Here is a 22702-nt window from a genome sequence, read left to right as displayed (position 1 = left end):
TTACATATAAGTCGAACGATGTAAGCGCTTTCCTCTATGTGTCTTGTTCGCAAATCCGAAAGGGGAACTGGACATGGCAAAGAAATCATCACGTAAACTGTATACAGCGCTTGCCGTAGCCGCTGTATCGACGGCATCACTCACGCCAGCTGCTGTCACAGAAGCTGCACCGAAAGCATCGGTCGTCAAGGCGAAGTCAGGGTATGTATACAAAGGAGATTTGGATGCAGCACTCGACGCTACATATAAAGGGGCGCCAATCTACTGGTACAAATCAAGCGTTGACCTCGAGAAGCTCGGCACGTTCCAAACAGCACGTGGGATCGTAAAAGGAAAAGGCATGTACATCGAGAAACGTGTACGCGTCCTCGATCATCCACTTGAAATCCTTCCGCCGTCTGAGCCACTCGTGTTCAAACAAGGGAAGCCAGCAGTCGGAATCGTGAAGCAAGATGTGCGTTTCGCGAGCGGCACTTACGAAAAACCAGTTCGTTGGAGCGGGATCAACACAGATGAAGTCGGCGAATTCGTCGCGACGGCTACATACACGAACCGCGGAAAAACGATCACACTCGAAGTTCCATATAAAGTAGAAGGATACAAGCTCTCGATCATGCACACGAACGACACGCACGCAGCGCTCAAGTACGCACCGAACCGTGCGACAGCCATCAAGCAAGTTCGTGCCGAGAAGCCAGATAGCCTCTTGATCGACGCAGGGGACGTCTTCTCAGGATCGCTCTACTTCAACGAGTTCAAAGGTCAAGCCGACCTCAAACTCATGAACTACATGAAATACGACTTGATGGTGCCAGGTAACCACGAATTCGACCTTGGTACGGAACAAGGACATAAAGAACTTTCTGACTTCGTCCGCTATGCGAACTTCCCGTTCGTCAGCTCGAACGTGGACTATTCAAAAGACCAATACATGAAGAACTTGTACCGCAACGAAACGACGGATAAGGCGTATAACGGTCGTTTGTATGAAGGAGTCATCAAAGTGGTCGACGGCAAGAAGGTCGGATTCTTCGGTTTGACAACAGAAGAGACGGCTACAATCGCTAGCCCAGGGCCAATCGAATTCCAAAACTACATCACAGAAGCACAAAAAGCAGTCGATGCGTTCGAAGAGATGGGTGTCGACCAAATCGTTGCGGTCTCACACCTTGGATATAACGACAACCCAGCATTCGACAACGATCAGTTGCTTGCTGAGAACGTAGATGGCATCGATATCATCGTCGGTGGTCACACACATTCACGCTTGAACCAGCCGGTCATGGTCACTGAAGGCAAAACTGAGCCGACATTGATCGTTCAAGCATATCAATACAGCGAGTTCCTCGGGACACTCGATGTCGAGTTCGACAAAGACGGGAAAATCGTCAAACATGCAGGTAGCTTGATTGATGTGAAGCCACTTCAGCCGGACCCATACGCGGTCTCACTTCTCGCACCGTTCAAAGAAGTGGTTGATGGCATCAGCAACGACCCAATCGGCGTCTCACTCACGGCACCACTTCTCAACCCACGTGTAGATGACGAAGGCAATGAAACCGGTGTGAGTGTTCGTAAAAACGAAACAGCGCTCGGAAACTTGATCACAGACGGTATGCTCACGAAAGCGAAAGAGTATGATTCAGCTGTCATCGGTGCCGTTCAAAACGGTGGTGGAATCCGTGCGAAAATCGACCAAGGTCCAATCACGACAGGTGAAGTGTTGACGACATTACCGTTCGGAAACACGCTCGCGATCATGGACTTGAAAGGTAGCGAATTGAAAGCGGCCTTTGAGCGTAGCGTTGGCGTTTACCCGCTCGAAAGTGGTGGCTTCCTCCACGTATCTGGATTCAAAGTGTTGTTCGACAGCTCGAAACCGGCTGGCGAGCGCATCGTTAGCTTGGAATACAACAACGGCTCAGAATTCGTAGCAGTAGATGATGCGACGAGCTATAAAGTCGCAACGAACTTCTTCACAGCGCAAGGTGGAGACAACTACGCTGAGTTCAAGAAAGCATTTGATGAAGGCCGCGTCAATGACCTCGGTCTCATCGACTGGGAAAACTTCCGCGATCACTTGATCAGCCTCGGTGAAGAAGTCACACCGGCTGTTGAAGGACGGATCGTCGACGTCAATGCTGCAGAGTAAGTGAATAATGGTTTTAGGGACGAATTTCTAAAGAGAAATTGCCCTGTGACTATCGATGGACACTCGTTTCAAGCTACTTGGAACGGGTGTCTATTTTATTGAGGTGCTTCAATCAAATTACTTTTATATCAAGTTGTTCAATAAGTAGAAGAGCGGGTATAATATAATTAAGTTTCGTTTGTTTCGTTTGTTTCGAAAGTGAGGATGAGATGTATGCTGAAAGATTACAAAAATCATAAAGATGACATCATGAAGGTGCTTGAACGGGATGCTCAACTTGAAAAAATAGAAGTCGCCACTGAATTGAATAATGACCTAAAGCGTCAAAGTGCTGTTCGCCGTGCAATCAATGCGCTTAAAGAATATGAGCAAAGCCTTGATATCAAATTGTCAGAACGAGAAGAAGCAATCGTGAGTCAATACACCGTTTCAGAAAACCTCATTCATCTGTTGCCGAAATATCTTACTGTAACTGAGGTCGGAAAATTACTCTCCATCTCTCCTCAAATGGTAAGGCGGAAGTGTATGGCAAATGAAATTGAAGCGCATCGTACATTGAACGGGAAAGGGAAATGGCGAATCCCTTCCTCACAATTTGTGAGTCATCCTGACTTAGAAGAACTTTTGCTTGAACTTCAAGAACAACGACGATCGTCCGAACGACTCGCTTCTGTATTATTACAGGACGTCGATGAAGTGAAAGAGTGAAATGATGATTGTTAAATACGTGATTGATACGAATGTGATTCGAGATTTGAGTGCGCGTTCTAATGACGTTGAGGCACAAAAACATCAGAAGCAGTGTCAACACTTTTGGAAAAAAATCAAAGAGGATTCTAATGCGATTTTGATGATTCCTGAAGAGGTGAAAGTTGAACTAGATGTACAACTATTGGCAGAAATCCCGCCGAAACCGAATGAACGCCAACGTATTCTCGATGCTGTGAACGATTGTCAAATCGTCTATGAGAAAAGTACGCGTGAAATTGAGAATAAGTTGAGGGAGTTAAGCGCCATTCTAAAAGCTAAATATGGGTCGCGCATTCATGAAGAATGTCAACTCACACCGCAACACATGCAAGTGTCGGATGCGAGGATTCTGAGTGCAGCTTATGAGCAAGATGCGATATTAGTGACACGGAATATCAAAGATTTCATTTTATCAAAATTAAGCGAGAATACTCCCACTTCTAAACGTTAAGGACAGGGCTTACGTGAAAGTGGGAGATGAATCGCCAGCCTTTTCTTCGGGTAAAATATCTTCAAAGGTGGTGACCGTCACATGGTGAAGCACAAGGGCTATAAATTCCGGATCTATCCGACGAAGGAACAGGAACTCCTGATTGCCAAGACGATCGGATGTTCCCGGTTCGTGTTCAACCATTTCCTGTCGAAATGGGACGCGGCCCATGAAGCGACCGGCAAGGGACTGTCGTATGATGCCTGCTCGAAAGAACTTCCCATGCTCAAGCAGGAATTCGGTTGGTTGACGGAAGTGGACAGCACGGCCGTCCAGAACAGTGTCAAACACCTGGCCGACGCGTATAAGAAGTTCTTCAAGAAAAAGGGGAATCATCCCCGTTTCAAGTCGAAGCGAAACCCCGTCCAATCCTATACGGCGAACATCCAGGGCAAGTCCCAGCTCCCCGAGGTCTCGATCGTCGGGAATCGACTCAAACTCCCGAAGCTGAAGTGGCTGCGTTTCGCCAACTCGAGACAGGTCGAGGGTCGCATCCTGAGCGCCACGATCCGATGCACGGCTTCGGGTAAATATTTCGTCTCCCTTCTCGTAGAGCAGGAGATCGGTGAGCTGCCGAAGACCGGTTCATCGGTCGGCGTCGACGTCGGGCTGAAGAACTTCGCCGTTCTATCGGACGGCACATTGTACAAGAACGACCGTTACTTCCGTACGCTCGAGAAGAAACTGGCACGGGAGCAACGTAAGTTGTCCCGTCGTCAGCGCATCGCCCTGAACAAGAGGGTGAGACTCTCCGAGGCGAAGAACTACCAGAAGCAGAAGCGGAAGGTCGCCCGCATCCACGAGAAGATCGCCAACAAGCGCACCGACTTCCTACATAAGGTGTCGACCGAAATCGTCAAAAACCACGACGTCATTGGCATCGAGACCCTGCAGGTGAAGGACATGCAGAAGGACCGCAAGTTGAGCAAGTCGATCGCCGAAGTGAGCTGGTCGGCGTTCTTTCGCATGCTCGAGTATAAGGCCGGCTGGTACGGCAAGACCGTCGTGAAGGTCGGGAAGACCTTCGCCTCGAGCCAATTGTGTTCGAGTTGCGGCCATCGACACCAAGACGTGAAACATCTTGGTCTGCGTGAATGGACATGCCCGGCTTGTGGGGTCCACCACGACCGTGATGTGAACGCAGGACTGAACTTGAAATTAGAAGCTGAACGCATCTTAGCTTCTTCAACCGTCGGGACGACGGGGCTAGCCTGATCAGGTTTCTCTCGTTAGAGAGGATAACTCAGGAATCCCCACCTCTAAGCGAAGCGTAGGTGGGGGTAGTTCAAATCTATTCTTGTCCGAAGCGGATGAAGAGGTTCTTTATGATACGGGTAGGGGCGAATATCTATCTGTCTCTACTGAATTGCATGAGGCAGTACTGTCAGATGAAGAATTCTCAGCAAGACTAGAAGATTTCTTTGAGATTTGGAATCAACTTGATTAGACGTTTTGACATGTCATCATTATGAGTGAGGTATTCCTCGAGACGGATCCATTTATGGGTCCGTCTTTTTTGTAGGAAACTCGGGCGTGTGCATTTGTCATCAAATTGCGACCGACATGTAACTCTGTTAAGATACGATAAGATGAAGAAATACTGATTACTTAAAAAAGGTGGAGCGGACGTATGGATGTAAAAGCGACGCTACGCGACGTGCAAAAGCATATCGCGTGGTTAAAAGAAGAAAAAGAACGAGTCAACCGAAAAGAGGCATTGGTCGGGGATGACTTGATTACCTTAGATGAACTTCCTTCTTTGTCGAGACAGGCGCAACGCCCGCGTCTAGATGACAAACTGTTCGAGGAACAACAAACCGCATTACAGGCAGAGCTCGAAGCAGCTCGGAAACGCCTCCCAGAACTTGATGTGACACGCATCCAGTCGAACGGGAGCAGTTTTTATGAGAAGGCGAATGTGCATGTCGCGTTCGTCGGACCGGTCAAGCGGGCCAAAGAGCTCGAACGTCTTTGTCACACCCATTACTTTGAGAACGTGACAGGCTTTTTAGAGTTGCTTGAAGCAGAAGACATCGATTTCCTGCTCATCTCGGCAGCGCTCACAGAAGATGAGACGACGGCCTTCCATCACATGGGGACGCCACGCTCGCACTCTCGTCACTGGCTCGGAAACTTGATTCGCAAGGCGAAACAAAAGGAGATCCGTGTCGTCTTCGAAACGACACTCGATACGAATCATTTCGACCGCTTCTCTTCACTTGCCGCACAATGTGATTACATCTTCACGGCAAACGAGGAGCGTGTAACGGAATATATGGAAGAAGCCGGGCATGAACGGGTCTTCGTCATCCGCCCGGGAGTCGACCCGCTTCATGTGAACCCGATTGGAATGACGCGTGGCAAGACAGACCGTGTCGTCGTGACGAACCGTTTTCCCGTCCAGCGGTTCGCAAAAGATTTGGAGACGCTCGCGCAAGGCGTTCGCGATGCGAACAAAGAACTCTATGTGATGCGTGAGGCGAATGAGTCGAAAGCGTCACTCGCACCAAAGTCGCTTCAAGATGTCCTCGTCCATGGGGACCCTGAGGATATGGAGAAGCTGAGAGAGACATCGAATTGGGTGCTTCACGTCAATGAAGTGAAGCACAGTCCGACGATGAGCGCGCAAGCCATCTATGAGGCACAGGCCCGCGGACAACTCGTCTTGACGAATTACAACGTGGCCGTCAACAACGACTTCCCGAACGTGTTCATCGCGACAAGCGCCTTGGACGCACAAGGGATTTTAGAGATGTTTAAGACGGACGAAGAGCGTCTCGAGCATCAACTGTCTGGTGTCCGGACCATCTTCTCGAATCATACGATGTACGACCGCTTCAGTGAGATGTTGTTCACTCTCGGCATCCACCATGAAATCCGTCGCGACGTCCTCGTCATTGGTCGCGGTGATGTGACGGCGACGCGCGAACAGTTCGAGCGTCAGTCGTATCCGCACAAGCGCTTCGTCGCCGAAGCGGAGCTACAAGAAGTCGACCTACGTACAGCCGACTTTGTGACCGTGTTTGACGACAGTCATCACTATCTCGACTACTATGTGGAAGACTTAGTCAACGCCTTCAAATACACGGACGTCTCGTTCGTGACGAAAGGGCAGGACACCATCCATGAGTTCGTAGAAGATTATGCTGATGTGGCCTTGACGATGTTCGCGGCTAGTCACGTGTCGCTTGAGACGCTTCGGAACGACCAACGCGTCGAAGGTCAAGGCTATGCTATCGATCATTTCGAACTCCTCGCCCCAGACGACGTGCTCGTCCCGAACGAACCAGGTGACTATCAGCTTTCGATGATCGTCCCGATTTATAACAACGGTCGCTATCTATACAACAAGTGCTTCTCGAGTCTTCGCCGTAGCTCGATGTTTGAAGACATGGAAATCTGGCTCGTCGACGACGGTTCAACGGACCAAGAGACGATCGGCTATATCGAACGTCTCGTCCGGAAGTATCCGAACGTCTACACGTACTCGTTCAACGACGGCGGTAGCGGGAGCGCCTCACGTCCACGGAACAAAGGGGTGGAGCTCGCGACGACGCCATATATCGCTTTCCTTGACCCGGACAATGAAGCGGTCAACGACGGCTATGCGGCACTGTTCCGTGTCATGCAAGAGGACGACTCGCTCGACCTCGCAGTCGGAAGTATGTTGAAGCTTGCGAACCGTGAGGCGATGATTGAGTTAGACGGTCTTGAAAAAGATGGCGTTCGCGTCATCGAAGACCCGAGAGCGTACTTGCTCGAGCACAACTTCAAGGTGCAGAGTATCCAGACGATGGTCATCAAAAAAGACTTCATCCAGAAGCATGATTTGAAACAAGTCATCGGTGCGGTCGGGCAAGACTCACTCTTCTTCCAAGAGATGTTCCTCAACGCAGGACGCGTCGCCCTGCTCGACTTGACGATCCATGACTATTACGCGGCCGTCGCCGGTTCGACGGTCAATACGATCACGAAGAAGTACTTTATGAAGTGTGTCATCCGGGAGACGGCACGGGCGAAAGCGTTCGCGCGCGAAGGCGTACTCGACCAATACCGCTCGACTCGATTCGAACGGTTCTTCTCGATGTGGTACCTCGTCTTCTTACGCCGCAGCAAACCGGAAGAGTTTGTCGACAATGCCGGTATGCTTTATGAAATCATCGAACAGTATCGTCCGATGGAATTAGAGACGCCGATTGTAAAACAATTCGTCGACTTATATGAATCAGGACAAACAGAAGAATTGAAGCGTCTCTATTTTGACGCATACTTGTGAGGTGAGACCATGAGCAACGAATTTGAAAAAGAAATCGGATTGTTGAAACAGCGAATCAAACTGCAGGAAGAAGAGATTCGTCATTTGAAACACGATGAACGTCTATTACGTCAAAAGCATCGACGACTCGTTCAAAAGTATGGAGATCTTCTGTACACGTTTGAATGGACCGTGAAGACGTTCGAGAAGAAAGAGCAAGCGCTCAGTGACTTGAAACGTAAATATGATGTGTTGAATCAGAAGTATCGTCGTCTTGTGCAATCGAAAGCCGGAAAAGCGATTTTGAAGGCACAGGCGGTTGCACGACGCATTCGCAAATAAAGAATCGAGTTCGAAAGACTCGATGATTTGGAGGATATGAGGATGGATTGGCAGAAAAAAGCACGTCGCGCCGCTTACCTTGGGGTACAACGGTCGAAGCGACTCGGTCGTAAAGTGTTGAACAAACGCCCGAACAAATCGCATCAACTACGTGAAGTCGTACCGAATTGGTATACACGCTCACCTTACGTACACGTTGAAGGGACGGACCTTGTCTTCTCTGGGGACGAGCCGGTCATCTTGACGTTCCGACCGAACGCAAGTTCAGACATCATCTCCGTGAACGATTTGGTCGAAGCAGGGCAAAAGACGTTCACGGCCATGATGCGCGTCAAATCGCGTGAAGGCTTGATGCCAACGTTGACGTTAGAAGTCGTGCGTAAAGGCGGACGTACTCGTTACGTGACGGTGCAGGACGGCGATCAGGTCGATGTGACGCTCGGCATGGGTGAACAAATCGTCCGGGCTCATCTTGAAGTCAACGGGGCAGGAGCGTTCAGCCTCGTCGAGCTCATGCTCGGCAAGCTGTCGCTTTGGACAGTCGAAGGGACGGCTGCGAACGTATCACTTGATGCTTTTGATTTCCGTTATCCGCTTACGTCGGCGTCACTCCGCTCGCTCAAGCCACAGAGTGAGATTGCTCACTTCGATGGGGATACGCTCGTCGTGCGCGCCGAAGGGAATCAATATACGCACTATGGCGTCGACGAGGTTGCGCTCCCACACGTCGATACGGCACGTGGCATCGACTTCGAGACGGGTGATATGGATGATGACTTGTATCGGTTCTATTTAAAAGGAGACCGTACGGGGACAGCGGACGCGTCGCTTTTCATCGCGACGTATACGGTGTCAGGACAGGACCGTCTGATCGAGGTGCCACTTGGACTGAGCGGTATCGTCCGCATCGCACCGTCACACCGTTCCATCCGCTATTTCATCCGAGTGAACGGGTCAGGGCAGCTTGAGAACTTGAATATCGGAATGATTCGCGAGAAGAGTGTCCGCCGTGAAGACGTCTTGTCCCTCAAACCGGACATGTGGACGATCCCAGCACCCGACCTCATCAAATTGAAGAGTCGAGATGACCAACTCGTCGTCCAATTGAAAGGCGAGGACGATCAGCGTCGCTACATCTCGTATGCCGAGATGAACAACAGCTTCAAACTGCTCCCGACAGAGTTCCCGTATGAAGTGAAGGCGAACAGTCGTTACCGTGTCACGCTCGACGGTGTGGCCGATGAAGGGGCGAACGTCGTCCTCTACATCATCGCCTACTCGGCGACGGAGCGTCAGATCATGCAACAGGTTCAAATCGGAAGCGAGAAAGTCTTCTATTTTGACCGAGGCATCCGCTTCCTTCGTTTCGCCCTACGTGTCGACGGTGTCGGAGAGGCTCGGGTTGACCGCATCCGTGTCGCGGAAGAACTCGTCAGCGACGGTACAGAAAACCCGACGTGGATGGACGTGCGCGAGGCGCGCTTCTTCGCACCAATCCCACGTGAACTACACGAACTGAAGGTCGCGGCCATCTTCGATGAGTTCACGATGGCATCCTACAAACCAGAATGTCAGCTCATCACGTTCACACCGGACAACTGGAAAACGGTGCTGCTCGATGAGCAACCGGACGTCCTCGTCGTCGAATCGGCGTGGAAAGGGAACGCCGGTGCATGGGAGAAGAAAATCGTCAAATATGGCACGAACACATGGGAAGAGCTCGACGCGCTTCTCGCTTGGTGCCGTTATCACAACATCCCGACCGTCTTTTGGAACAAAGAAGACCCGATTCACTACGACCGTTTCATCGAGACGGCGAAGCGATTCGACTATGTGTATACGACCGACATGAACCGCGTCCCGAATTATAAAGAAGATTGTGGTCATGACCGGGTCGATGCGTTACCGTTCGCGGCCCAGCCGAAAGAGCATAACCCGATCCGCTTACCGGGGACGCGTGAGCCGTACGCGTGTTTCGCCGGTTCGTATTATGCGAACCGTCACGAATCGCGTAAAGCCGACATGGACCGCTTGTTCGCGGCGGCGGATAAGTACGGTCTTGCCATTTACGACCGCAACTATGCGATCAACCAACGCGGGGAGAGCGACCAGCTCCAATTCCCGGAACAGTTCCGTCACGCCATTCGCGGCAGTTTGAAGTACAACCAGATTGCCAAGGCGTATAAAGGGTATAAAGTCATGTTGAACGTCAACTCGGTCAACGATTCACCAACGATGTTCTCACGTCGTGTCTTCGAAGGACTCGCCTGCGCGACACCGGTCGTCAGCACCCGTTCGGTCGGGGTCGACGCCATGCTTGGCGATTACGTCTTCCTCGACGATGGGGAGTCAGACTTAGATGAGACGTTCCGCCGCTTGATGACGGATGACTCGTTCTATGAGGACATCGCGATGCGTGGGATGCGCCACGTGTTGACGTATCACACGTACACGCAACGTCTGGCGAAGATCGTCCAAGACGTCGGTATCCCGTACCGCGTCGACCACGAGAAGATTGCCGTCGTCGCCTTCATCAAGTCGCGCGAAGAGGCAGAACGCGTCGTCGCCCAGTTCGAGGCACAGAACTATGAGCATAAACACCTCATGATGTTCCTCGATAAGTTCGAGGATCACATCGACGTGTACAACACGTACAACACGCCATCGATCTCGACGTATATGCGCAGCTACTTGACGCACTATACCTCGTTCACAGAGATGGTCGAGTCGTACGATTGGGTCGCCCATTTGAAGTCGGACGATTATTACGGTCCGAACTACTTGAGCGATTATCTGCTCGCGGCACGCTATGCGGAAGCGGATGTCCTCACGAAAGAGGATTACTATGCGTATGACGGCAAGCTCGTCAAACAGGACCATGACGAGTCGTATCGTTATGTGTTTGACGCGACACCGTCCCGCTCGATCGTGCAGCCGTCGGCACTCCGCTTCTATACGGTCGAGGAGGCGCTCCACATCTTTGAAGCGGACGAGAGTTTGAACGAACTCGCTCGTTCCGGCAAACGCATCTTCAGTGTCGACCCGTATCAATATGTGAAAGCCGGTGCCGCCATGGATGAAGCGGACCGTCAGGAGGTAACGTTATGACGAAGCAACCGCTACGGATCCTCGTATACGGGGACGTCAATTTGAACTTGATCGACGGATCGGCCATCTGGCTCACGTCGGTCGTGCATATGTTGAACCAGGACCCGAACATCGAGGTCGACGTGCTCTTGAAGCGCTCGATTGTGAAACCGGAAGTGACGGCGTCGATCAAACAGCTCGACCGCGTCAATTTCATCGACGTCTTCACGGAAGACTCGACGAAGAAAGACGAGCCGTACTATGAGAAGAAGGTGCTCCAGCCGGAAGAGGCGGCCCAACTCATCCACGAGCTCGTCGAGACGAAACAGTATGACATGACGTTCATCCGTGGGTTCCAGCTCGCTTATGCGCTCTCCGACTATGAACATACGATGAAAAAGACGTGGACTTATCTCACGGATTTCACGCATGATTCATCGGCCGCGTCACAGGAAGAGTTGGCACGTTTGAAGAAGATTGCGGACCGCTCGGCGCGCATGCTCTGTCAGACGGCGGAGATGAAGGCGTACTTCGAGACGTTTTTACAGACGCCGAAGCCGTTCCTCATCTTGAACCCGATGATCCCGAACATGCGCGAGGCGACGCCGACGTTCAAGCGTCAGGCGAAACGTCTCGTCTATACTGGAAAGTTCGCGCCGCTCTGGTACTCGGCTGAAATTCTTGACGCGCTCGAGAAGGTACGGGTCCGGATGCCGGACGTCGAGTTGAAGGTGGCGGGGGACAAGTTCAACCAAGACCCGAACAACCCGAACTTCCGTAAAGAAGTGACACATCGTCTCCAAACGGACGAAGGGGTCCACTGGTTGAAAGGCATTCCGCGTGCGGACGTCGAGACGCTCATTGAAGAGAGCGACATCGGCATCTCGTGGCGCCACCCGGACCTTGACGACAGCCTCGAGTTGTCGACGAAGCTCCTCGAATATGGGGCGCTCGGGAAGCCGGTCCTTCTCAACCGCAACAAGATGCACGAGATGTTGCTCGGGTCGAGCTACCCGCTCTTCGTCAATTCGGAAGACGAATTTATCGAAAAGGTTGAACTCGCCTTCACGCATCCAGCCATCTATAAGGATGCGGCGGAACGGCTCTACAACATGGCGAAGAATTATACGTTCGCCAGCACGTTCGAACGTCTCCGTGACGCGATTTGGGAGATGCAGAAGACGACGATCCTCTTCGCCGGTCATGACTTGAAGTTCATCCGCATGTTCATGGAACGTTTTGAGGCCGACCCGAGCTACCGGGTCCTCGTCGACCAGTGGGACGGACACAAGATTCATGATGTGAATCACAGCAAGGCATGTCTCGCACAAGCAGACGTCATTTTCTGTGAATGGGGCCTCGGCAACGCCGTCTGGTACTCGCAACATAAGTTGCCGCATCAGCGCCTCATCGTCCGAATTCATCGTCAGGAGAAAGAAACACCATTTCCACGGGAATATGCGCTCGACAACATCGACCGTATCATCCTCGTCTCACCGTATATGTTAGAAGAGATGCATCGTCTGTTCGGAATCTCGCGTCACCAGATGACGGTCATCTACAACGCCGTCGACGCAGACAAGCTCGACAAACCGAAACAGGCAGACGATTTGACGTTCCGTCTCGGTATGATCGGCATGAACCCGAAACTGAAGCGTCCGGACCTCGCGCTCGACGTCCTCGAAGAGCTGCTGAAGACGGACAAACGGTACCAGCTCCACTTCAAAGGACACCATCCAAAAGATGTCTATTGGATCGGGAAGCGCGAAGAGGAGAGCTCGTACTACGAGGCGTTACTGAAACGCATCGAGGAGTCGGACCTTCGTGACCACGTCCATTTCGATGGACACGGTAATGACGTCGACACATGGCTCCAATCGATCGGCTTCGTCTTCTCGACGAGTGACTTGGAAAGTTTCCATCTCGCACCGGCCGAAGCGATGGCCGCAGGGTCTTATCCGCTCATCCGCCACTGGACGGGCGCGGAGACGATTTACCCAGACGAACTGCTCGTCACGGATACGATGGAATTTGTCGACACGATTCTTTCTTATAAAGAAGAGAACGAGAAGCTGATGACGGACGCAAAAGCCTATCAGGCGTATGCCCGTAAACATTTCGCGCTCGATCGTCTCTATCGAGAGATGGAACAAATCATTTCAGGCAAAACACACGAACAATTTTCGACGATATTGTCATGAAAATGTAATTGCACCGAAGAATTGTTCAAGAGTATAATGAGTATTGTTTTATTATCGAATGTGAAATAAAATGATGGACAATGCGCTATTTAAAAAGCGCGTCAAAACATTTGGAGGTTACCACACAATGAAAGTATGTACAGTAGGTCTTGGATATATCGGATTACCGACATCGGCTGTCTTTGCGAACTATGGCGTCGACGTCGTCGGAGTCGATATTTCACAACATGTTGTTGATAAATTGAACCGTGGAGAGATCCACATTGAAGAGCCAGGTCTCGGCGAAATGGTCGCAGACGTCGTGGCAAAAGGGAAGTTCCGTGCATCACTCTCACCAGAGAAAGCAGATGCCTTCATCATCGCGGTCCCAACACCGAACAACGACGACGAGCACAAATCATGTGACTTGACGTACGTCTTAGATGCGACACGCAAAGTGTTGCCATTCGTTGAAAAAGGCAACGTCATCATCGTTGAGTCGACAATCGCACCACGTACGATGGACGACTTCGTCAAACCACTCGTCGAGGAAGCTGGATTCACTGTCGGTGAAGACATCTATCTCGTACACTGCCCAGAGCGCGTATTGCCTGGACAAATCCTTCATGAGCTCGTGCACAACAACCGCATCGTCGGTGGAATCACGACAGAATGTGCAGAAGCAGGCGCACGCGTCTACGGTACATTCGTTGAAGGTGAAATCGTGAAAACGGATGCGAAGACGGCAGAAATGTCGAAACTCATGGAAAACACGTTCCGTGACGTCAACATCGCACTCGCGAACGAACTCGCAAAAGTATGTAACGACTTGGACATCAACGTTCTTGACGTCATCGAGATGGCGAACAAGCACCCACGTGTCAACTTGCACAGCCCAGGCCCAGGTGTCGGTGGACACTGTCTCGCGGTCGACCCGTACTTCATCGTCGCGAAATCACCTGACCTCGCGAAAATCATCAACTTGTCACGTGAGACGAACGTCTCGATGCCACACTACGTTGCAGACAACGTTCAGAAGTTGACTGCTGGAATCGAAGATGCGAAAGTCGCGGTCTTTGGCGTGACATACAAAGGAAACGTCGACGACATGCGTGAGAGCCCAGCGGTTGAAATCGCTGAAATCTTGCTTGACCGTGGCGTGAACATCTCTGTTCACGACTCACACGTTGAAAAATCAACATCAAGCCGTTTCGAGCTCGTTTCAAAAGAAGAAGCACTCAAAGACGCGGATCTCGTCCTCGTATTGGTTGACCACAACGAGTTCAAAGTCCTCGACTTCGCAGAGCTCAAGTCAACGATGCGTCGTCCGATGATCTTCGACACACGTAACATCGTGAAACCAGAAGGTGAAGACGTAGCGGTCGTCAACTACGGCAACCTCTACAAATATACAAAGGAAACGAATCTCGTTCTTTGATTCAGGTGAATGAACATGTTTAAATCCGCGAAAGCTATTCTTTCAGAGCTAAAGTCGAGCTTGTACTTGATTTTCCGTCTCGCCACGTATGAGACGCGAAGCAACAACTCGATGCAGTACCTCGGATTTTTATGGGAGTTCGTGACACCGTTATTGCAGATTGGAGTTTACTGGTTCGTATTTGGATTTGGTATTCGAAGCGGCAGGCCGATTGATGGCGTGCCGTTTCTGCCATGGTTGGTCGCAGGGATTGTCGTCTGGTTCTTCATTGCCTCGGCGATCACCTCGACGGCCCGGTCCGTCTATTCGAAAATCGGCATGGTCTCCAAAATGAGCTTCCCAATCTCGACGATTCCGGCATACGTCTTGCTCGCACTCTTCTATCGCCACGTGGCGCTAGTCGGTGTCTCGTTTATCTTGATGTGGGCATTCGGATTCCCGATGGGGCTACATTCGCTCTGGTTTATCTACTTGGCGTTCAGTGCGCTCGCACTACTGTACTCGCTCGCCTTGATTACGTCCGCGCTCACGACAATCGTGCGCGATCTTCAAAACCTTCTTCAGTCGATGATGCGGATGTTGATGTATTTGACACCGATTTTTTGGGTGCCGCCGGCGAAGCTCGCGAATATCCTACAAATCAATCCGCTCTATTATTTAGTCGAAGGATATCGGTCGATGTTCCTCGGAACCGACTGGTTGGCGACTAACTGGGCTTACGGTCTCTATTACTGGGCCATCGTCGTCGTTCTCTTCTTCGTCGGGTCGATGATTCATTTGCGTTTCCGTCGACACTTCATCGATTACATTTGAGGAGGACCTTATGTACCAGGTTAAATTTGAAAACGTATCGAAACGATATACGCTTTATAACAAGCAATCTGATAAGCTGAAGGAGATCTTCTTCAGTAAAGCAGGGGGCAAACAGTTTTACGCGCTCCGCAATGTCACGTTTGAAGTTCCACCCGGGGAAGTGGTCGGGATTATCGGGATCAACGGGTCAGGGAAGTCGACGATGTCGAACTTGCTGGCTGACGTGATGCCGCCGACGCACGGGAAAATCGAACTTCACGGAAAGACGGCGTTGATTGCGATCTCTTCTGGTTTGAACGGCAACTTGACGGGGCTCGAGAACATCGAGCTCAAAGGGTTGATGCTCGGGATGACGAAACAGGAGATCATCGATTTGACCCCGGATATCATTGAGTTCGCCGATATCGGCGACTTTATCAATCAGCCGGTCAAGACGTACTCGAGCGGGATGAAGTCCCGTCTCGGGTTCGCCATCTCGATCAACGTCGACCCGGACATTCTCGTCATCGATGAGGCGCTCTCGGTCGGGGACCAAACGTTCACCGACAAGTGTCTCGCCAAGATGAACGAGTTCAAAGATCGTGGGAAGACGATCTTCTTCATCAGTCACTCGGTCTCACAAGTCCGCCAATTCTGTACGCTCGGCCTTTGGCTCGAGTTCGGAGAAGTGCGCGAATATGGACCGGTCGATGAAGTCGTTCGGGAGTACAATAAGTTTTTGAAATGGTTCCGCAACTTGTCTAAAGAGCAACAAGACTCGTTTAAAGCCGATAAGCTCAAACGTCGTACGACGGTCGTCGATGCGACGGAGCTCGGGGAGACGTATATTTTGCCGCCTTTGACAGAAGAACAACTACAAACACGCCATTCGTCGGTCGCTGTATCGAACGAAGCGTGAGCAATTGGGAGGAGGAAGCACGGCGAAGTCAGACCGTGCGAAACGACCTATGAAAAAAGTCATGACCGTCTTTGGGACGCGACCAGAAGCCATCAAAATGGCACCACTCGTACTTGAGTTGAAAAAACGTGAAGGGGTAGAACCGATTGTCGTCGTGACAGCGCAGCACCGTCAAATGCTTGACCAAGTGCTCGAGTTGTTCGAAATCAAACCGGACTATGACCTCGACATCATGAAGGACAAGCAGACGCTTTACGATGTCACATCACGCGTATTGAAAGGGATGGGCGAAGTTATCGCTGAAACGAAACCAGACATCGTGTTGGTCCACGGGGACACAACGACGACATTCGCGGCATCACTCGCAGCCTTCTACAACCAAGTCGCAGTCGGTCACGTTGAGGCTGGCTTGCGCACACACAATAAATATTCACCGTTCCCGGAAGAGATGAACCGCCAATTGACGGGTGTCATGGCCGACCTTCATTTCGCACCGACGGAAACGTCGCGTGACAACCTCCTTCGTGAAGGCAAGAACGAAGAGATGATCTTCGTCACAGGGAACACGGCAATCGACGCACTCAAAACGACAGTCCGTGACGACTATGCGAGCGAATTGCTCGACAGCATCCGTTCACAAGGTCGTCGCCTCGTCATGTTGACGGCGCACCGTCGTGAGAACTTAGGTGAGCCGATGCGCAACATGTTCCGTGCGGTCCGTCGCTTGATCGAGAAGTATGATGACATCGAAGTCGTGTATCCGGTCCACATGAACCCGGTCGTTCGTGAACTCGCTAACGAGATTCTTCACGATGTCGAACGTGTCCACTTGATTGAACCGCTCGACGTCTTCGACTTCCACAACTATGCGGCGACGTCGCACTTGATCTTAACGGATTCAGGTGGCGTACAAGAAGAAGCACCATCTCTCGGTGTACCTGTCCTCGTCCTTCGTGACACGACAGAACGTCCAGAAGGTGTGGCTGCAGGAACGCTCAAACTCGCAGGGATCGAAGAAGAGAACATCTTCTCACTCGCGGATGAGCTCTTGTCTGACGAAACGGCATACAAAGCGATGTCACAAGCATCGAACCCGTACGGTGATGGTGAGGCGTCACGTCGAATCGTCGATGCTATCCTTGCCAACTAAATGAAAGCGAATAGAGTTGTTTTGTGCCCAGCACAGCAACTCTTTTCTGTATCATCATCCTAACGATTCGGAGGTGCTTGTATGTCAACGAAGCGAATTCGTCCGGCGATTTATCATTACTATCCGCGCGGACCGCATAAAAACCATATGTCGATGCGCGAAGAAGAATACAAGACAGAAGTCACATTTTTACCACAAGCGTTAACGGACTCGATTTACGTCCAATTGTTTGATTTGAAGTTTGAGATTCCACCGTCAAAAATCTTTTTGGCAGACGCCAAGATGGATGAAGGGGACGAGATGGAAATGAAGACTGCCGTTTATGTCGAAGGCGATCGCACCGTTCGATTTGAACTGTACGTCATGCAGTACTCAGATGAGGAGCGTCTTTCGAACAAACGTTTCTCGCTCACGTTGAATCCGGGGATGAATCCGATTGAAGAAGTCGTGAAACAGATGGAAGGCGCCAAGTATTTCAAGATGTCGTACAAATACATCGTCGAGACGCTTGACCCGATCACAGTACGATTCGATGACCTCTATGTAACGTTCCGCTGAACGGAGCAAGTCTTAAGGGAGAAAGGGACCATTCGGTATGTTATTTAGTTCCACGGTATTTCTATTTTATTTCTTGCCGGTCGTGCTGTTGTTGTACTTCGTGTCACCACGCTGGCTGAAGAATACGATTCTACTCGTTTCAAGTTTGTTCTTCTACGCATGGGGTGAACCACGTTTCGTCCTCATCATGCTCGCTTCAATCGTCATGAATTACTTCTTCGGCTTTATGGTCGATAAGTATCGGGACGATGCGAAGAAAATCAAATGGACGATGGCGCTCATGCTTCTCGGAAACCTCGGGATGCTTGGGGTCTTCAAGTATGCGAGTTTCTTCGTCGAGAACGTCAACTCGGTGTTCGGCTTCTCGCTGAATGACCCGGAGATCCCGCTACCACTCGGGATTTCATTCTTCACGTTCCAAGCGATGAGTTACGTCATCGATGTGTATCGGAACGATGGGCGTCTCCAGAAGAACTTGTTCGACTTGGCACTTTACGTCTCGTTCTTCCCGCAATTGATTGCCGGACCGATCGTCCGTTACCAAACGGTCGCAGATGAGATCGTGGACCGCCGTGAGACGATTGATGACTTTGTCTCTGGGATCCAACGTTTCGTCATCGGTCTAGGGAAGAAGATGATTTTGGCGAACAGTTGTGGTTATGTGGCCGACCAAGTGTTCAGTCAATCGGCGGGGGACCTGTCGACGACACTCGCCTGGATTGGAATCATCGCCTACTCGCTCCAAATTTATTTTGATTTCTCCGGTTATTCGGATATGGCCATCGGTCTTGGTCGGATGTTTGGGTTCCATTTCCTTGAGAACTTCAATTATCCGTATATTTCGAAATCGGTGTCTGAGTTTTGGCGTCGTTGGCACATCTCGCTCGGAAGTTGGTTCCGAGACTACGTGTACATCCCGCTCGGCGGGAATCGTCAAGGCCCATGGAAGACGTATCGCAACTTGACCATCGTCTGGTTATTGACTGGCGTATGGCACGGGGCGAGTTGGACATTTATCGCCTGGGGTCTCTATTACGGGATCTTCATCATGTTCGAACGGGCATTTCTCGGGAAATGGCTCGCTGCGTGGCCGGCATGGCTCGCGCATGTGTTCACATTATTCGTCGTCGTCATCGGTTGGGTATTCTTCCGTGCCGATAACTTCACGTACGCGATTGACTATCTGCAAGTCATGTTCGGCTTACACGGCGGTGAAGTGTTCGATCAAACGGCATACTTCTATCTCGTCCAATACGGAACGGTTCTTCTGTTGGCGATGATTGCTGCCACACCGCTTCCGAAGATGCTGGTCGCTCATTTCTTGCGCCACGAGGTGGACTCGGAACGTCCGGTTCTTGCCGCGAGCGCAGGTCTTGCCCGAGCAGCTTATATCTTGCTCATTTTCGGCATCTCGATTTCGTACGTCGTCTCGAGTACATTCAATCCGTTTATTTATTTCCGGTTCTAAGGAGGGCTGACAATGGAACAACAAACCAAAAGCGAACAAGTCCGTTCGAAAGGACGGCGCCTCTCTTGGGTGGTCAACAGTATCCTTTTGCTCGGCTTCCTTGGCACCATCTTTTATGGACTTGCCGTTTATGCCTTCGGTAACGAGCAGGAAAGCTCGGCCACCGAGGGACGCATGTTGGCGAAGCGTCCTGAGCTATCCATCGAAACGATTTTAAATGGGTCGTACATGGAGGAGTTCGAGGCGTCGGCGAACGACCAGGTGTTTGAGCGAAACCTGTGGATTGAAACGCAGGCCTGGGTGCAACTGAACGTGCTGCAACAACAGATGAATAACGGCGTCATCAGCATCGATGGGTTCTTATACGGTCCGGATGCGAACGAAAGTCAGTATTCTTCGCTCGGTGTATTCTTCAAAGAATTCAAAAAAGAGATGGATGATGCCGGCATCCCGTCTTACTTCGCCTCGGCACCGAGTAAGCCGGTCTATGCGACGCGACAAAACATCTTCCCGGATTACATCGAGTCGGCGGATGCGGAGAATCGTGACGAGTTACATGAGCGGATCGAAGAGAATGACATCCCGCTCATCGACTTGGAGGAGACGCTCGGTGACGAACCGGGTGAGGATATCTATTTCAAAACCGATCACCACTGGCGAGCGGAAGGGGCATTTCTCGCATACGGTCAAATCATGGACCGCTTAAGCGAGCAGTTCCCGGATGCACCGGTGTTGACCGCGGATGAGATGGACGTGAAGACGGTCGACGGGACGTTTTACGGGTCTCATGCCCGGGAAATCTCGATGCCGTATGTCGAATCGGCGGACACGTTCACGTATCTCGAACCGAAAGACGGATTCACGACGACGGTCTGTCGAAACGGGGATGACTGTGGACATGGCGTCCTCGACAAAGACGTGTTGAACAACACGGACGACTTCACGAACTACTACAACTTGTTCATGGGTGACAACTACGCCCTCGCGAAAATCACGCAGGAGAATCCGAAAAATGACGATCATCTCCTCGTGTTGAAAGATTCTTATGCGAACCCGGTACTCGGCTACCTTGGCGAGTCGTTCGGGACGGTATCGGCAATCGACGTTCGCTATCTCGATGACTACGATGTCAGCATCGCGGAATATGCGGAAGAGAACGATGTCGATGCGGTTCTGTTCTTACACAATGACCGAATCACAGGACTCGGGTCGATGTATCAAGAAGGTCTGTGATCGAACGCAATTCCTTCGAAAAGGCAGGTGCGCTTCATGAACGTATTGCTACCGGTATTCTTCCACTCCGCGATGGGTGGGCTTCATCGACAGATTCTCTCATCTGTGAAAGTGCTTATTCGAGAGGGTCATGAGGTGACCGTCGTCTGTAAGCCAGGTCCCTTTGCCAAAGAGGTAGAGGCGCTCGGTGGGCAGGTCATACGAACCGATTATTCCAATGAGGACGTCACCCGTGTGATCGATGTGGTAGTGACACAATCCTTCGATCTGGTGTATGCCCATCCGTTCGATTCACGACAGGTCGGCCTAGCGGTGGCAGAGACACACGGCATCCCGTTCGTCCTCGTCATCCATGGGATGTATTATGATGAGATTGAGCAGTATCATACGAGCGTCTCGCGAGTGATCGCCGTCTCGGAACGGATCGCGACCCATCTCGTGGAGCACTGTCCGGCCATCGAATCGAAGCTCATCGTCATTCCGAATGGAGTCGATGATGCATTCGTCCCGGATGTGACGAGCGTGTCGTCAGAGCGCGTGACGGGTCTATTCACCTCGCGACTAGATGCGGACAAACTGTTCATTTTAGATGTCTTTTTGGATGCGCTAGAAGACGAGCGGATCAAGTCTTTACCGATTGATTGGCTCATTGTCGGGGACGGGACACAACGGGAAAAATACGCATCACGTTATGAGGAAGCGCTTGAAGGGACCAGTCAGACGATGGACTGGCTTGGTTGGGTCGAGCAAGACGATTTACCCGAAGTGATGCGTCGTGCCGATTTCGTCATCGCCCCAGGGCGCTCTGCGCTAGAAGGGATGGCGGTCGGCAAACCGACCATCGCCGTCGGGAGCAAAAGTTATCAGGGGCTGGTCACACCTTCGACGTGGCAAGATATTGCGAGTACGAACTTTGGTGGCATCGGGACGAAATACGATGGATACACATCGGGTCGAATCGGTGATGCCATCCTCGAATTGATGGATGAGACGACGAGACGAGAGCTCGCACGTTTCTCGGCCGCACTCGTGGATGAACATTTCCGTGATGAAGCGGCGCAACGGCTTCTCCTTGATCTGCTCGAAGAGGTGAGACGAGAGGGACCTAAGGAAATCGATTTGGTGGCTCGTTATCCACACGTTCGTTACGACCAACTGCATGCCCGTCGCGCGAATCGGCTCTGTTCGTGGAAATTAGCGGATCGGGAGCAACGACTGGAAGCGATGCGCAATGAGCTCGAGGCGACTAAGCGACACCTTGATGAACTTCGTGCGATTCAATCGAATCAGTCTACCGAGATCAGTCAGTTACGATCAGCCCTTCAGCGATTGTCCGACGAAACCGAATAAACACAACAAGAAGGTTATAACGTGACGATTAAACGTGATCAGCAAGACCATTTGGTTGTTCTACGAGCGACATATCAAGGAATCAATCAGCCGATTCCAATCATCGTCAAATGATCGAAGCAATAAGAAAGAACGGAGTCGCAACTGTGCGACTCCGTTCTTTTGGTCAATGTGCTGTGAAGCGAGCTGGTCCAATCGAAGAGACGAGACGCGTCGCGGCACGCAAGCAATCCAGCTGTCTCGAATACACACGGCTCACATCGGAAAAGGCAGAGGGGAGATGGTCTGAGTCTAACGGACCTTGTCGCATATAGGGAGATTCCCCGGCGCCAAGCGGTGTCGGATGAATCACGAACTTATAGTGAGTCGGGTCGAGCTCGACAACCTCAATCTCTGCAAACAGTCGTGCATCGCGTGTATACAAGAAGCGGGTGGATAACCACTTATCTGAATCTGTCATGGTTCACCAGTCCTCCCTCAAGAAGTCTTACCTCCCTTATCATAAAACAATTTTTGGATATTTCAAATGTTATTTTCA

General features: G+C 51.2%; 17 protein-coding genes. 16 read left to right on the top strand and 1 reads right to left on the bottom strand.

Annotated features, from left to right (window positions below; translation table 11 throughout):
* The first annotated feature begins 73 nt into the window (after positions 1-73).
* The 16 genes from KNO73_RS08210 (at position 74) to KNO73_RS08135 (ending at position 22164) form a co-directional block, all read left to right on the top strand.
* Positions 74-2152, top strand: coding sequence for a bifunctional metallophosphatase/5'-nucleotidase (locus tag KNO73_RS08210; RefSeq protein ID WP_214730353.1), 2079 nt, complete (start codon positions 74-76; stop codon positions 2150-2152).
* A gap of 213 nt (positions 2153-2365) precedes the next feature.
* Positions 2366-2860 carry a helix-turn-helix domain-containing protein gene (locus KNO73_RS08205; RefSeq protein ID WP_168169861.1) on the top strand — a complete coding sequence of 165 codons (495 nt, stop codon included), beginning with the start codon at positions 2366-2368 and terminating at the stop codon, positions 2858-2860.
* Between the two features lie 4 nt (positions 2861-2864).
* On the top strand, positions 2865-3353 hold the full coding sequence (locus KNO73_RS08200; RefSeq protein WP_214687353.1) for a PIN domain-containing protein: 489 nt from the start codon (positions 2865-2867) through the stop codon (positions 3351-3353).
* 81 nt (positions 3354-3434) lie between these two features.
* On the top strand, positions 3435-4607 hold the full coding sequence (gene tnpB / locus KNO73_RS08195) for an IS200/IS605 family element RNA-guided endonuclease TnpB (RefSeq protein WP_215112318.1): 1173 nt from the start codon (positions 3435-3437) through the stop codon (positions 4605-4607).
* A 415-nt stretch (positions 4608-5022) separates the two neighbouring features.
* Entirely contained in the window at positions 5023-7668 is a 2646-nt protein-coding gene (locus tag KNO73_RS08190; protein ID WP_215112317.1) for a glycosyltransferase, read from the top strand.
* A gap of 9 nt (positions 7669-7677) precedes the next feature.
* Positions 7678-7989 (top strand): hypothetical protein, encoded by a 312-nt coding sequence (locus KNO73_RS08185; RefSeq protein WP_074036034.1) that lies wholly within the window; start codon positions 7678-7680, stop codon positions 7987-7989.
* A 42-nt stretch (positions 7990-8031) separates the two neighbouring features.
* The gene (locus KNO73_RS08180) at positions 8032-11097 is read left to right on the top strand and encodes a CgeB family protein (RefSeq protein WP_215112316.1); all 3066 of its coding nucleotides are present in this window, start codon (positions 8032-8034) and stop codon (positions 11095-11097) included.
* Positions 11094-13277: a glycosyltransferase gene (locus tag KNO73_RS08175; RefSeq protein ID WP_215112315.1), complete on the top strand. Its 2184-nt coding sequence runs from the start codon at positions 11094-11096 to the stop codon at positions 13275-13277. The genes KNO73_RS08180 and KNO73_RS08175 overlap by 4 nt, the downstream gene beginning before the upstream one ends.
* A gap of 127 nt (positions 13278-13404) precedes the next feature.
* Positions 13405-14694, top strand: a complete 1290-nt coding sequence (locus KNO73_RS08170) for a nucleotide sugar dehydrogenase (protein ID WP_012727111.1) — start codon at positions 13405-13407, stop codon at positions 14692-14694.
* Between the two features lie 9 nt (positions 14695-14703).
* Entirely contained in the window at positions 14704-15507 is an 804-nt protein-coding gene (locus tag KNO73_RS08165) for an ABC transporter permease (protein ID WP_214683680.1), read from the top strand.
* Between the two features lie 10 nt (positions 15508-15517).
* A complete protein-coding gene (tagH, locus tag KNO73_RS08160) occupies positions 15518-16405 on the top strand; it encodes a teichoic acids export ABC transporter ATP-binding subunit TagH (RefSeq protein WP_214683682.1) in 888 nt (295 codons plus the stop codon).
* A gap of 49 nt (positions 16406-16454) precedes the next feature.
* A complete protein-coding gene (wecB, locus tag KNO73_RS08155; protein WP_012727108.1) occupies positions 16455-17555 on the top strand; it encodes a non-hydrolyzing UDP-N-acetylglucosamine 2-epimerase in 1101 nt (366 codons plus the stop codon).
* Positions 17556-17636: 81 nt separating this feature from the next.
* The gene (locus tag KNO73_RS08150; protein WP_012727107.1) at positions 17637-18113 is read left to right on the top strand and encodes a hypothetical protein; all 477 of its coding nucleotides are present in this window, start codon (positions 17637-17639) and stop codon (positions 18111-18113) included.
* A gap of 37 nt (positions 18114-18150) precedes the next feature.
* Positions 18151-19581, top strand: coding sequence for an MBOAT family O-acyltransferase (locus KNO73_RS08145; RefSeq protein ID WP_078147452.1), 1431 nt, complete (start codon positions 18151-18153; stop codon positions 19579-19581).
* A 12-nt stretch (positions 19582-19593) separates the two neighbouring features.
* Positions 19594-20814, top strand: coding sequence for a DHHW family protein (locus tag KNO73_RS08140; RefSeq protein WP_214730357.1), 1221 nt, complete (start codon positions 19594-19596; stop codon positions 20812-20814).
* A 36-nt stretch (positions 20815-20850) separates the two neighbouring features.
* The gene (locus tag KNO73_RS08135) at positions 20851-22164 is read left to right on the top strand and encodes a glycosyltransferase family 4 protein (protein ID WP_215112314.1); all 1314 of its coding nucleotides are present in this window, start codon (positions 20851-20853) and stop codon (positions 22162-22164) included.
* A 166-nt stretch (positions 22165-22330) separates the two neighbouring features.
* On the opposite strand, the gene KNO73_RS08130 is transcribed toward KNO73_RS08135, so the two are convergent.
* Positions 22331-22624, bottom strand: coding sequence for a hypothetical protein (locus KNO73_RS08130; RefSeq protein ID WP_012727102.1), 294 nt, complete (start codon positions 22622-22624; stop codon positions 22331-22333).
* Between the last annotated feature and the right edge of the window lie 78 nt (positions 22625-22702).

This window comes from Exiguobacterium sp. s83 (assembly GCF_018617095.1).
Taxonomy (GTDB): Bacteria; Bacillota; Bacilli; order Exiguobacteriales; family Exiguobacteriaceae; genus Exiguobacterium; species Exiguobacterium profundum.
The sequence above is the reverse complement of the archived record's forward strand: the minus strand, read 5'-3'. Positions and strand labels throughout refer to the sequence as shown.